Consider the following 12304-nt stretch of genomic DNA (forward strand, 5'->3'; position numbering starts at 1 on the left):
GTCAGCCAGCGATAAGCTGCACCCAACCTCACAGTAGAGACCCCCTGCCATGTCCGTCAAACCCAAGGTGAGCCCGCGCCTGACCTTGCTCACCGCCAGCGCCGTGTGTTCGCTGATCGTGCTCGACACCAATATCGTCGCCGTTACCTTGCCCAGCATCGCCCGTGACCTGGGGGCCAATTTCGCCGATATCGAATGGGTGGTCAGCGCCTACATGCTGGCCTTCGCCGCGTTGCTGCTGCCCGCCGGCAGCCTGGCCGACCGCTTTGGCCGGCAGAAGACCCTGATCTGGGGGCTGGGTATTTTCATTCTCGCTTCGCTGGGTTGCGGCGCGGCGCCGAACGCGCTGTTTCTGGATATCGCCCGCGCGGTCAAGGGCGTTGGTGCGGCGCTGCTGTTGACCTCGGCGCTCGCTTCGATCGGTCACACCTTCCACGATGAAGTGGAACGGGCCAAGGCCTGGGCCTTCTGGGGTGGCTGCATGGGCGTGGCCATGACGGCCGCGCCGACCCTCGGTGGGTTGATCACCGAATTCGTGGGTTGGCGCTGGATTTTTTACCTCAACCTGCCGGTGGGCTTGTTCCTGATGCTCATGGTCTGGCGCGCGGTGCCGGAATCCCGCGATGCCCAGGCCGCGCGTCTCGACCCTTGGGGCAGCCTGGCCTTCAGTGCCAGTTTGCTGTGTCTGATCTGGGGACTGATCGAAGCCAACCGGATCGGCTGGAACAACCCTGCCACCTACGCACGTCAGCTTGGCGGTGCGTTGTTGCTGGGTCTGTTCGTGGTGATCGAGCGCTTGCAAAAGCGGCCGATGATCGACCTGCAACTGTTCAGGCACCCACGCTTCATCGGCGCCTTGCTTGGCATGTTCGCCTACGCCGCGTGCGCTCAGGTGATGATGACCATGCTGCCGTTCTACTTGCAGAACGGCTTGGGTTTCAGCGCTATTTCTGCCGGGTTGGGCATGTTGCCGTTTGCCGTGACCATGCTGATCTTCCCGCGTATCGGGGCACGCCTGGCCGGTCGAGTTACACCGGCCGGCATGATGTCCATCGGGCTGACGCTGGTGGGTTGCGGCAACCTGCTCAGTGCCTGGGCGGTCAACAGTGGCGCTTACCTGCCCTTCGCCCTGGCGATTGCCGTGACCGGGGCCGGCGCCGGGTTGCTCAATGGCGACACGCAGAAAAACATCATGGCTTGCGTGCCGCGCGAGCGCACCGGCATGGCATCGGGCATGAGCACCACCATGCGATTCAGTGCGGTGATGCTGGCGATCGGTGTGTATGGGGCGTTGCTCTCGGGGCACAGCGAACTGTTGCTGCACGACAGCCTGTCGGCACAGGGCGGGCAATGGCTGGAACACACCCAAGGCGTGGCCTCCCGGGTGGTGGCCGGTGACATGGCGGCGGCGCTAAGCCTGGTGCCGGAGGCCGCGAGGTCGGTGGTCGAGCCGCTGGCTCGAATGGCGTTCGTGGGTGGTTTCAGCCTGTTGTTGTGGGTGGCGGGCTTGGCCGCGCTGTTGGGAGCGCTGGTGGTCGGCATGTTGATGCGCAGTCCGATTCCGGCGACTCAGGTGAACAAACCTGCGATTGCCGTTTGATGCACTGGCCCCATCGCGGGTAAGCCCGCGAAGAGGCCAGCACAGCCAGCACACAACTCACTCCGGAACCAGCTCATCTATATGCCGGTACTCAGACTGCAGCTGAGCCGCCAACTGCTTGCTGCGCCCAAGCCGAATCGGCCCACGCTCAATGTCGATCAACAGGCTTGGGCAGTCGAGTGACGGCAACATCGACCAATCCTTCAAGCGCCCATCAGTCACCACCAGCAACCGCTGCTGCTCCGCCGGAAAACGCTTCTGTCGTGCAACCAGCCAACGCCCCGCTTCACCCAGCGCCGCCAGCAACGGCGTGCCGCCACCGGCGCCCAAGCCATCGAGCCAGTGGCGCAAGCCGCTGGACGCTTTCAAGCCTTGCATCTGCCACTTCGGTTGTGCACCGCTGGCCGTCAGCAACGCCAAGCGCGCACGCTGGCGGTAGGCGTTGTCGAACAGCTGCGCCAGCAAGCCCTTGGCATCGCTCAATGCCTGATGGCGTCGGGTCGAAGCCGAAGCGTCGACGATTACCAGCCACAGTTCATGGGGCGACCGGGTACGCAGGTGAAACAGCAGGTCCTGGCGTTGACGCGGACGGCCATTGAGCAACGTACCGGGCCAGTTGATCGAGCCGCTTCGTGCGGCCTGACGTTTGCCTTGCTTACCGTGGTCCAGCCGTCCGGCGCGGGGCCTGGCATTCGCCCCCGCGTCGGAACGAGGGCGAATGCCTAGGGCTTTTTTGGCCAGCTCGGCACTTCTCGTTTCGCCCCGACCGGCAGCGCCTGCGCGGGCATTTCACCCCACTGGCCCTGGCCTTCGTTCGGGTTGGCATTGTGGCCGGAGGGCGCCTGGTTTTGCTGCGGTGCAGGTGGCGTGTGCTCGCGACGACGATGGCGCAAGGCGAATTCGGCAACTGCATCGATATCCTCAACGGCGATGGATGCAGCGCCACGCCACGCCGCATGCGCGCGCGCCGCACGCAACCAGACCAGATCGGCGCGCATGCCATCGACACCGGCGGCAAAACAACGCTCGGTGATCTGCGCCAGTGCCTCGTCGTCCAGAGGAATGCTGGGCAAGGTGCTGCGCGCTTTCTGGCAACGCTCACGCAGCGACTGCTGCTGGCCCTCCCATTCGGCGCAAAAGCGTTGCGGATCACTGTCGAAATCCAGTCGCCGACGTATGATCTGCCCGCGCTCGGCTGGCGCGGTATGGCCACCCAGAGCAACGTTCAAGCCAAAACGATCGAGCAGCTGCGGGCGCAATTCACCCTCTTCCGGGTTCATGGTGCCGATCAGTACGAACTTCGCCGAATGCCGATGGGAAATGCCGTCGCGCTCGATCAGGTTGGTGCCGCTGGCCGCCACGTCCAATAGCAGATCAACCAAGTGATCCGGCAGCAGGTTGACTTCATCGACGTAGAGCACGCCGCCGTCAGCCTTGGCCAGCACACCGGGCGAAAATTGCGCGCGACCTTCGCTCAAGGCAGCGTCGAGGTCGAGGGTACCGACCAGCCGTTCTTCGGTCGCGCCCAAGGGCAACGTGACGAACTGGCCGCTGGCGAGCAGGTCCGCCAGGCCACGGGCCAGGGTCGACTTGGCCATGCCGCGCGGACCTTCGATCAGCACACCGCCGATCTTCGGGTCGATGGCGGTCAGGTACAACGCGAGTTTCAAATCGTCGGCGCCGACCACGGCGGAGAGCGGGAAATGGGGGATGTCGGTCATCTTCAGTACTCGGTCATGGTCGGTGATCAATCTGCAAATATTTCTGCACCTTATATCCCTGTGGGAGCGAGCGTGCTCGCGATGAGGCCGTCACATTCAACATCGTCGTTGAATGAGAAATAGCTATCGCGAGCAGGTTCGCTCCCACAGGGGGATAGGGTCAACCCTCTTCTTCTATGTCCAGCAACAGGTTTTCCAGCGCCTCGCGGTATTCACCCGGTTCCTTCCACATTCCCCGCTGCTGCGCTTCGAGCATGCGCTCGGTCATGTCCCGCAGCGCATGGGGATTGTGCTTACGAACGAAATCCCGGGTGGCCGGGTCAAGCAAATAGGCGTCGGCCAGCAGCGCGTATTGGTGATCGTCGATCAACTGCGTCGTGGCGTCGAAGGCGAACAAATTGTCGACCGTCGCCGCCATTTCGAACGCACCTTTGTAGCCGTGGCGTTTGACCCCGTCGATCCACTTCGGATTGGCCGCCCTTGAGCGGATGACCCGGTTCAGTTCTTCCTTGAGCGTGCGGATTTTTGGCAGGTCCGGCTGGCTGTGATCGCCATGATAACTGGCCGCCGCTTCGCCGCTGAGGCTTTCCACAGCCGCGAGCATGCCGCCCTGGAACTGGTAATAGTCATTGGAATCGAGCAGGTCGTGCTCGCGGTTGTCCTGGTTTTGCAGCACCGCTTGCACCTGGCTCAGGCGCTGGGCGAACTGCTCGCGGGCGGCGGTGCCTTCATCGGAACCGCCGTACGCGTAGCCGCCCCAATTCAGATACACCTCGGCCAGATCTTCGCGGCTCTGCCACAGACGACCGTCGATGGCGCCCTGCACGCCCGCGCCATAGGCGCCGGGTTTGGCACCAAAGATGCGCCAACCGGCCTGACGCCGCGCCGCGTCTTCGTCCAGGCCCGACTGCAGCAGCGCTTCGTGCTCGGTACGCACCTTCGCGGCCAGCGGGTTGAGATCGTCCGGTTCGTCCAGCGCCGCCACCGCTTGCACCGCGGCATCGAACAGGCGGATCAGGTTGGCAAAGGCATCACGGAAGAAACCCGACACGCGCAACGTCACGTCCACCCGCGGGCGGTCGAGCAGACTCAGCGGCAGGATTTCAAAGTCGTCGACCCGCTGACTGCCCGTCGCCCACACCGGACGCACTCCCATCAACGCCATGGCCTGGGCGATATCGTCGCCACCGGTGCGCATGGTCGCCGTGCCCCACACCGACAGACCGATCTGGCGCAGGTGATCGCCGTGGTCTTGCAGGTGCCGTTCAAGAATCAGGTTGGCCGACTGGAAGCCGATGCGCCACGCGGTGGTGGTCGGCAGGTTGCGCACGTCCACCGAGTAGAAATTGCGCCCGGTCGGCAGCACGTCCAGGCGACCGCGACTTGGCGCACCGCTGGGACCGGCCGGGACGAAACGACCGCCGAGGGCATCGAGCAGACCGCGCATTTCCGCTGGGCCGCAGGCGTCCAGGCGCGGGGCAACTACATCGCGAAGGCCATCGATTATGGCACTCACTTCAGCCCAACCCGCTTTCTGTGGGAGCGGTTCGGTGTGCAAACTTTGCGAGATCAGTTGAGCGGCGAACAGCTCCAGGCGTTCGCGGGTGTCGCCTGCGGTGCGCCAGGGATCATCGCTGATCGCTGACAATTCATCCGGCCGCGCTCCGGACCACGTCTCGGCCAACGCACAATCCAGCGGATCGAAACCCAGCTCGAACGCCTTGGCCAGTGCCCGCAACAAACTCGACTGCGCGCCACGGCCATCGCCCCGTGGAATGCGCAGCAGTGCCAGCAAGGTGTCGATGCGCAAGCGTCCGGTCGGTGATTCGCCGAAGACGTGCAGGCCGTCGCGGATCTGCGACTCTTTCAAGTCGCACAGATAGGTGTCCAGACGCGGCAACCAGATCGCCGCATCGGCGTCGCTGTCGAGTTGTTCGTCCAGCTGCAGCTCGCGGTCGATGTGGGTGTCGCGCACCAGTTGCAGAATGTCACGCTGCAACTCGCGTGCACGGCGCGGGTCGAGCAACTGCGCTTCGTAATACTCGTCGGCCAACAGTTCGAGGTTGCGCAGCGGGCCATAGGTTTCGGCGCGGGTCAGCGGTGGCATCAAGTGATCGATGATCACCGCCTGGGTGCGCCGCTTGGCCTGGGCGCCCTCGCCCGGGTCGTTGACGATGAACGGATAGATGTTCGGCAGCGGCCCGAGCAGCGCATCCGGCCAGCAGTTTTCCGACAGCCCCACGCCCTTGCCTGGCAGCCACTCAAGGTTGCCGTGCTTGCCGACGTGGATCACGCCGTGGGCGCCATAGGTGTGGCGCAACCAGAAGTAAAACGCCAGGTAACCGTGGGGCGGGACCAGGTCCGGGTCGTGATACACCGCGCTCGGGTCGACCTGATAACCCCGCGCCGGTTGAATGCCGACAAAGGTCAGGCCAAAGCGCAGGCCGGCGATCATCATTCGCCCGTTGCGACACATCGGGTCGTTTTCCGGCGCGCCCCAACGTTCGAGTACCGCCGCGCGATTGGCTTCGGGCAGGGCATTGAACATCGCCAGATAGTCGTCCATTCCCAGGCTTTGCCGGCACGGACGCTGGTCGAGGGTATCGAGATCGTTGCTGACGCCGCCCAGCAATTGCTGGATCAGCGCAGTGCCGCTGTCCGGCAATTCGGCCGGCAGCGGATAACCTTCGGCATGCAGCGCCCGCAGGATATTCAGCGCGGCAGCCGGGGTGTCGAGACCGACGCCATTGCCGATGCGCCCGTCGCGGGTCGGGTAATTGGCGAGAATCAAGGCGATGCGTTTTTCGGCGTTGGGCACCCGCGCCAGTTCGACCCAGCGCCGCGCCAGTTCGGCAACGAAGTCCATGCGCTCCGGTTGCGGCCGGTAGCAGACCACATCCGACTGACTGCGCTCACTGCGCCACGCCAGGTCCTTGAAGCTGATCGGGCGGCTGATGATGCGCCCGTCCAGCTCCGGCAAGGCAATGTGCATCGCCAGATCGCGCGGGCCAAGCCCCTGTTCACTGGCGCGCCAACCCGGTTCGTTGTCCTGGGCGCAAATCGCCTGGATCACCGCAATATTGCGCCGGAACGGCCGCAGGTGCGGCGCTTCCGGGCTGGACTGGGCGAAACCCGTGGTGTTCAGGATCACCGAGACGCCGGCTTCATCCAGCCAGTCCTCGACTGCACCCAGGCAGCCGGGCTCTTTCAGACTGGCCAGCGCAATCGGAAACGGATTCAACCCCGCTGCCTGCAAGCGTTGGCAAAAAACATCGATGAATGCAGTGTTCGCCGCCTGCAAATGCGAGCGGTAAAACAGCACCGCCGCCACCGGTTGATCGGCGTGCCAGTCGGCCTGCCAGTCGCTCAGTGCGGCGGAGTGTTTGTGCGGATGGTAGATGGCGGTGCGCGGCAGGGTTTGCGGCTCGCCCCAGGTGTAATCGCGGGCCAGCCAGCGGTTGGCCAGGCAGCGGAAGAAATCCAGGGCGTTGGCCATGCCGCCCTGACGCAGAAACTGCCAGAGCCGGTCGCGGTCCTCGGCACCGACGGTGCTCAGGTCACTGAGCTCCGGGTCCGGGCGGTCGTCGCCCGGCACCAGAATCACCTGCACGCCGCGCTGGGACAGCTCGACCAGACGCTCGATGCCGTAACGCCAATAGGCGATGCCGCCGTGCAGCGAAATCAGGATCACCCTGGCGTGACGCAGCACCTCATCGACGTACAAATCGACCGAGGCATGATTCTGCACCTGCATCGGGTTGGCCAGGCGCACGCTCGGGTAATCCTCGGGCAACTGCTGCGCCGCCTCGGCGAGCAGCGCCAGGCTGGAGTCGCCGCTGCACAGGACCACCAGTTCGGCGGGGGTTTGTCCAAGGTCGGCGATGTTGTCATCCGACACGAAACCGCCGGGCTGGGTCCTGAGCAGGTGCATGGGTTACACGCTGAGCGCAGCGCGCAGTTGCGCTTCAAGTACGGCGGCGTCCAGTTCCTGGCCGATCAGCACCAGACGGGTGATGCGCGCCTCTTCGGCACCCCACTGGCGGTCGAAGTGCTTGTCGAAACGCGTGCCCACGCCCTGGATCAGCAGGCGCATCGGTTTGTTCGGGACGGCGGCGAAACCTTTGACCCGCAGGATGCCGTGCTGGACCACCAGTTGGGTCAGCGCGTCCATCAGCAGGCTTTCGTCGGCTTGTGGCAGTTCGATGGAGATCGAATCGAAGGCGTCGTGATCGTGATCATCATGATCGTCGTCGCCATCGTGATGATGGTCGTGGTGGCTGTGACGGCTGTCGATGTGTTCTTCGGAGCCGGCACCCAGGCCGATCAGCACGTCCAGCGGCAGGCGACCGCTGCTGGCTTCGATGATTTTCACCGCTGGCGGCAACTCTTCGGCGACTTCCAGGCGCACGCGGGCCAGATCGGCCGGGTCGATCAGGTCGGATTTGTTGAGAATCACCAGGTCGGCGCTGGCCAACTGGTCGGCAAACAGCTCGTGCAATGGCGATTCGTGGTCCAGGTTCGGGTCGAGTTTGCGCTGGGCATCGACCTGGTCCGGGAAGGCGGCAAAGGTGCCGGCGGCCACGGCCGGGCTGTCGACCACGGTGATCACCGCGTCAACGGTGCAGGCACTGCGGATTTCCGGCCACTGGAAAGCCTGGACCAGCGGTTTTGGCAAGGCCAGGCCCGACGTTTCGATGAGGATGTGGTCAAGATCGCCACGACGAGCCACCAGTTCGCGCATCACCGGGAAAAATTCTTCCTGGACGGTACAGCACAGGCAGCCGTTGGCCAGTTCATACACACGGCCGTTGGCTTCTTCTTCGGTGCAACCGATGGAGCACTGCTTGAGGATTTCGCCGTCGATGCCCAGCTCGCCAAACTCGTTGACGATCACTGCGATGCGGCGACCCTGGGCGTTGTCGAGCATGTGCCGCAGCAGCGTGGTTTTACCCGAGCCGAGGAAACCGGTGACGATGGTGACGGGAAGTTTGGCCAGTGTTTTCATCGGATGCCCTATGGCTAATGTGGCGGGCATACAGGACGACGACCGGCAACGCAGATGCGCGTGCCTGAAGAGTTCGCCACCGGATCACCCCGCCCGGTTGAAAGTGAGAATCTGTGTCGAGGCAGGTCTCCTGGCTGACGGCGTGCCGGCCTTGGGCCTGGCATTCGCTGCGCCTTCCCGCCGGCCTCATGGATTGAGCCTGCAGTGGCGTGGCAACGAACATCACCGTTCACAGTTGCGGGGGCAGCCGCGGCATTGACCGCGTTCCCTTCTTAGCTTCGACAAACGCCGAAGAACCTCGAAAGCGCAAGGCTACGCATGGTATTGGGGCGGGTCAATGCTTGCGATCCCTGTGGCGAGGGGGCTCGCCCCCGTTCGGCGGCGAAGCCGGCGCAAGACCTGCCTGTCGGGTGTCCCTGGAGAATGCCAGGGGTCGCTTCGCAACCCAGCGGGGGCAAGCCCCCTCGCCACAAGTGTTTTGTGTAGTCCTCAAACGAGAACCCTTGCCAATTGACGCCCAACCCTCGCCCATGCTCTCCTACGCACTTTGTTACGGGTGCCCTTCACAGGGTGAAACGGGAAACCGGTGAATCATGTGCTTTACTCTAAAGCCATGTCAGTCCGGTGCTGCCCCCGCAACGGTAAGCGAGTGAAGCATCAGATCCACTGTGCCACTACGGCATGGGAAGGTGATGCTTGCAGGATCAGGCCCAAGCCTTTGCCCCTCGTGAGCCCGGAGACCGGCCCGCAACATAAAGTGACCAGAACGATCACTGAAACAACAAACCCGCGGAGGGCGGGCGCTGTTTGAAACCCTGCGCGCCTGGTCGTGCAGGTTTTTGCATGCGCTCTTGATTCCCCGCTGACAGACCAGAGGGAAACGCCATGTCGATCATCAGCAGCACCGGCCACACTACAGCCAGCACCACTTCTACCCTGACTCAACGTCTGACCGCCGCCGTCTGCGCGTCGATCCTGGGCGCGTGCCTGGTGTATTTCGCCGGTTTCTCGCACATCGAAGCGATGCACAATGCCGCCCACGATACCCGTCACAGCTCCGCGTTCCCGTGCCATTGAGACCTGCTGAGATGATCAAGCGTATTGCGCAAACCGCAGGTTTCACAGGGCTGCTGGCCGCCCTGTTGCTGACCCTGCTGCAAAGCTTCTGGGTCGCGCCCCTGATTCTGCAGGCCGAAACCTACGAAAAAGCCGAACCGGCTGCCGTTGAAATGCATGAACACACCGATGGCGCGATGGCGGCCCACACCCACGACGCCGAAGCCTGGGAACCGCAAGACGGCTGGCAGCGCGTGCTGTCGACCACTGGCGGCAACCTGGTGGTGGCCGTCGGTTTCGCCCTGATGCTGGCTGGCCTGTACACCTTGCGTGCACCGACCAAAACCTCCCAGGGCCTGCTCTGGGGTCTGGCCGGCTATGCGACTTTCGTGCTCGCACCGACCCTCGGCCTGCCACCTGAACTGCCAGGCACTGCCGCCGCCGATCTGGCACAACGGCAACTGTGGTGGATCGGTACCGCCGCCTCCACCGCCGTCGGTATCGCGCTGATCGTGTTCAGCCGTCACTGGCTGATGAAAGTCCTCGGCGTGGCGATCCTTGCCGTTCCCCATGTGATTGGCGCACCGCAACCGCAAGTGCATTCGATGCTCGCTCCGGAGGCACTGGAAACCCAATTCAAAATCGCTTCGCAACTGACCAACGTGGCGTTCTGGCTGGCCCTGGGCCTGATCAGCGCCTGGTTGTTCCGTCGCAAAAGCGATGGCCAATACCACGCATGACGGACGTCAGCACTGCGCCGACCCTGGTGGTCGGCCTGGGCTGCCAAAAGGGCTGCCCCGTCAGCACCTTGCTGGCGCTGCTCGACCAGGCACTGGAGGCGCACCAGATTGCGCGCCATGAAATCAAGGCCCTGGCCAGCATCGATTCGAAGCGCGACGAACCCGCACTGATCGAACTGGCTCAGCAGCTTGGCCTGGAATTGATGTACTTCAGCAGTGAACAACTGGCCCCCTATGAGCCGCAACTCAGCCATCAATCGCAAATAGCGTTTGAACGCACCGGTTGCTACGGCGTGGCGGAAAGCGCCGCACTGGCCCTGGCCGAACAACTGGCCCAGGCCCCGGCTAAACTGCTGATCCCCCGACAAAAATATGCCCAGGCAACCCTGGCATTGGCCGGCGCGGCATAAAATCCCCGATAATCCCCGCCTCGATCATGAACATTCTTCATCTGAAGCCCTGTTCAGCCCCTTTTATTCCCACAGGAACCGACGATGACCGTCTACTTCATTGGCGCAGGTCCCGGCGACCCCGAACTGATTACCGTCAAGGGTCAGCGGCTGATTCGCAGTTGCCCGGTGATCATTTATGCCGGCTCGCTGGTGCCAGCCGCGGTACTGGAAGGTCATTGTGCCGAGCAGGTCGTCAACAGCGCCGAACTGCATCTGGAACAGATCATCGACCTGTTCAAGGCCGCCCACGCAAAAGGCCAGGACGTGGCCCGGGTACACTCTGGCGATCCGAGCCTGTATGGTGCCATTGGCGAACAGATTCGCTATCTGCGTGAGTTGGGCATTGCGTTCGAAATCGTCCCGGGCGTGACGGCTACCGCCGCTTGTGCAGCGCTGCTGGGTGCAGAACTGACGCTGCCGGACGTTTCACAGAGCGTGATCCTGACGCGCTACGCCGAAAAAACCACCATGCCACCCGGAGAGGAATTCGCCAGCCTGGCGCAGCACGGCGCGACCATGGCGATTCATTTGGGGGTCAATCACCTGCCGAAGATCGTTGAGGAACTGCTGCCGCATTACGGCGCCGATTGCCCGATTGCGGTGGTTCATCGCGCGAGCTGGCCGGATCAGGACTGGGTGACGGGAACGCTTGAGGACATTGCCGAAAAGGTTGCCGCCAAAGGGTTTCGGCGCACGGCGTTGATTCTGGTGGGACGGGTGCTGGGCAGTGACCACTTCAGCGAATCGTCACTGTATCGCGCGGGGCATGCGCATCTCTACAGACCCTGATTCACCACTAACCCTGTGGCGAGGGGGCTTGCCCCCGTTCGGCGGCGTAGCCGTCGCAATACCAAAAAAAGCTGGGGCTGCTTCGCAGCCCAACGGGGGCAAGCCCCCTCGCCACAGGTTTTTTATTTCGCAGCGAACACCTTACTTAGTAGTAGGCGTTTTCTTTCTGCGTGTGGTCGGTCACGTCGCGAACGCCCTTGAGCTCGGGAATACGCTCAAGCAGGGTGCGCTCGATGCCTTCCTTCAGCGTCACGTCGGCCTGGCCGCAGCCCTGGCAACCACCGCCGAACTGCAGGACGGCGATGCCGTCTTCGACCACGTCGATCAGGCTGACCTGGCCGCCGTGGCTGGCCAGCCCCGGGTTGATCTCGGTTTGCAGGTAGTAGTTGATGCGCTCGTTGACCGGGCTGTCGGCGTTGACCATCGGTACTTTGGCGTTTGGCGCCTTGATGGTCAGCTGGCCGCCCATGCGGTCGGTGGCGTAGTCGACAACCGCATCGTCCAGGAAGGCTTCGCTGAAATGGTCGATGTAGGCGGTGAAGCTTTTCAGCCCCAGCGCGGTGTCTTCCGGTTTTTCTTCGCCCGGCTTGCAGTAGGCAATGCAGGTTTCGGCGTACTGGGTGCCAGGCTGGGTGATGAAGACGCGGATGCCGATGCCCGGGGTGTTCTGCTTGGAGAGCAGATCAGCCAGATAATCGTGGGCGGCGTCGGTAATGGTAATAGCGGTCATGGAAACTCCTCGCAGGCTTGGGCGCAGTTTACGCCAATCGGCGCGCCGGACAAAGTCCCAGTATTTTTGTCAGGAAAGATTCCGACGATCCCCCTTGTGGGGGCGTGCTTGTGTGGCGAGGGGCTTGCCCCCGTTGGACTGCGCAGCAGTCCCATTTTCTGGGGCCGCTTCGCGACCCAACGGGGGCAAGCCCCCTCGCCACACAAGCCCG

The 12304-nt window shown here is 63.3% G+C and carries 10 protein-coding genes and 2 riboswitches; of the genes, 5 read left to right on the forward strand and 5 right to left on the reverse strand.

The window, feature by feature from the left end:
* Positions 1-49: 49 nt before the first annotated feature.
* Positions 50-1600: an MFS transporter gene (locus KW841_RS18270; RefSeq protein ID WP_218478820.1), complete on the forward strand. Its 1551-nt coding sequence runs from the start codon at positions 50-52 to the stop codon at positions 1598-1600.
* Between the two features lie 57 nt (positions 1601-1657).
* Here the strand turns inward: KW841_RS18270 and KW841_RS18275 are convergent, their stop codons facing one another.
* The 4 genes from KW841_RS18275 to cobW all read right to left on the reverse strand — a co-directional run bounded on the left by KW841_RS18275 (position 1658) and on the right by cobW (position 8326).
* Positions 1658-2203: a VWA domain-containing protein gene (locus tag KW841_RS18275; protein WP_371319518.1), complete on the reverse strand. Its 546-nt coding sequence runs from the start codon at positions 2201-2203 to the stop codon at positions 1658-1660.
* 119 nt (positions 2204-2322) lie between these two features.
* Positions 2323-3321: an ATP-binding protein gene (locus KW841_RS18280; protein ID WP_218478822.1), complete on the reverse strand. Its 999-nt coding sequence runs from the start codon at positions 3319-3321 to the stop codon at positions 2323-2325.
* 160 nt (positions 3322-3481) lie between these two features.
* Positions 3482-7252: a cobaltochelatase subunit CobN gene (cobN, locus tag KW841_RS18285; protein WP_218478824.1), complete on the reverse strand. Its 3771-nt coding sequence runs from the start codon at positions 7250-7252 to the stop codon at positions 3482-3484.
* 3 nt (positions 7253-7255) lie between these two features.
* Positions 7256-8326 (reverse strand): cobalamin biosynthesis protein CobW, encoded by a 1071-nt coding sequence (cobW, locus tag KW841_RS18290; protein ID WP_218478826.1) that lies wholly within the window; start codon positions 8324-8326, stop codon positions 7256-7258.
* A gap of 102 nt (positions 8327-8428) precedes the next feature.
* A riboswitch (cobalamin riboswitch) is annotated at positions 8429-8642 on the reverse strand.
* 221 nt (positions 8643-8863) lie between these two features.
* Positions 8864-9090, forward strand: a riboswitch (cobalamin riboswitch).
* Positions 9091-9211: 121 nt separating this feature from the next.
* On the opposite strand from cobW, the gene KW841_RS18295 reads away from it, so the two are divergent.
* The 4 genes from KW841_RS18295 (at position 9212) to cobM (ending at position 11363) form a co-directional block, all read left to right on the forward strand.
* Positions 9212-9403, forward strand: a complete 192-nt coding sequence (locus KW841_RS18295) for a CbtB-domain containing protein (RefSeq protein ID WP_218478828.1) — start codon at positions 9212-9214, stop codon at positions 9401-9403.
* An 11-nt stretch (positions 9404-9414) separates the two neighbouring features.
* Positions 9415-10122: a CbtA family protein gene (locus tag KW841_RS18300; protein ID WP_218478830.1), complete on the forward strand. Its 708-nt coding sequence runs from the start codon at positions 9415-9417 to the stop codon at positions 10120-10122.
* Positions 10119-10532 (forward strand): cobalamin biosynthesis protein, encoded by a 414-nt coding sequence (locus KW841_RS18305; protein ID WP_015094887.1) that lies wholly within the window; start codon positions 10119-10121, stop codon positions 10530-10532. The genes KW841_RS18300 and KW841_RS18305 overlap by 4 nt, the downstream gene beginning before the upstream one ends.
* Before the next feature lie 84 nt (positions 10533-10616).
* On the forward strand, positions 10617-11363 hold the full coding sequence (gene cobM / locus KW841_RS18310) for a precorrin-4 C(11)-methyltransferase (RefSeq protein ID WP_218478831.1): 747 nt from the start codon (positions 10617-10619) through the stop codon (positions 11361-11363).
* A gap of 145 nt (positions 11364-11508) precedes the next feature.
* Here the strand turns inward: cobM and nfuA are convergent, their stop codons facing one another.
* A complete protein-coding gene (gene nfuA / locus KW841_RS18315; RefSeq protein ID WP_007912592.1) occupies positions 11509-12093 on the reverse strand; it encodes a Fe-S biogenesis protein NfuA in 585 nt (194 codons plus the stop codon).
* Between the last annotated feature and the right edge of the window lie 211 nt (positions 12094-12304).

It is taken from the genome of Pseudomonas sp. PDM28, from assembly GCF_019219115.1.
GTDB classification, from domain to species: Bacteria; Pseudomonadota; Gammaproteobacteria; order Pseudomonadales; family Pseudomonadaceae; genus Aquipseudomonas; species Aquipseudomonas laurylsulfatiphila.

Bases quoted from the DNA above. Each gene is read 5' to 3' on its own strand.
- KW841_RS18270 (WP_218478820.1), top strand. From the start codon at position 50: ATGTCCGTCAAACCCAAGGTGAGCCCGCGCCTGACCTTGCTCACCGCC.
- KW841_RS18280 (WP_218478822.1), bottom strand. From the start codon at position 3,321: ATGACCGACATCCCCCATTTCCCGCTCTCCGCCGTGGTCGGCGCCGAC.
- cobN (WP_218478824.1), bottom strand. From the start codon at position 7,252: ATGCACCTGCTCAGGACCCAGCCCGGCGGTTTCGTGTCGGATGACAAC.
- cobW (WP_218478826.1), bottom strand. From the start codon at position 8,326: ATGAAAACACTGGCCAAACTTCCCGTCACCATCGTCACCGGTTTCCTC.
- KW841_RS18295 (WP_218478828.1), top strand. From the start codon at position 9,212: ATGTCGATCATCAGCAGCACCGGCCACACTACAGCCAGCACCACTTCT.
- KW841_RS18300 (WP_218478830.1), top strand. From the start codon at position 9,415: ATGATCAAGCGTATTGCGCAAACCGCAGGTTTCACAGGGCTGCTGGCC.
- KW841_RS18305 (WP_015094887.1), top strand. From the start codon at position 10,119: ATGACGGACGTCAGCACTGCGCCGACCCTGGTGGTCGGCCTGGGCTGC.
- cobM (WP_218478831.1), top strand. From the start codon at position 10,617: ATGACCGTCTACTTCATTGGCGCAGGTCCCGGCGACCCCGAACTGATT.
- nfuA (WP_007912592.1), bottom strand. From the start codon at position 12,093: ATGACCGCTATTACCATTACCGACGCCGCCCACGATTATCTGGCTGAT.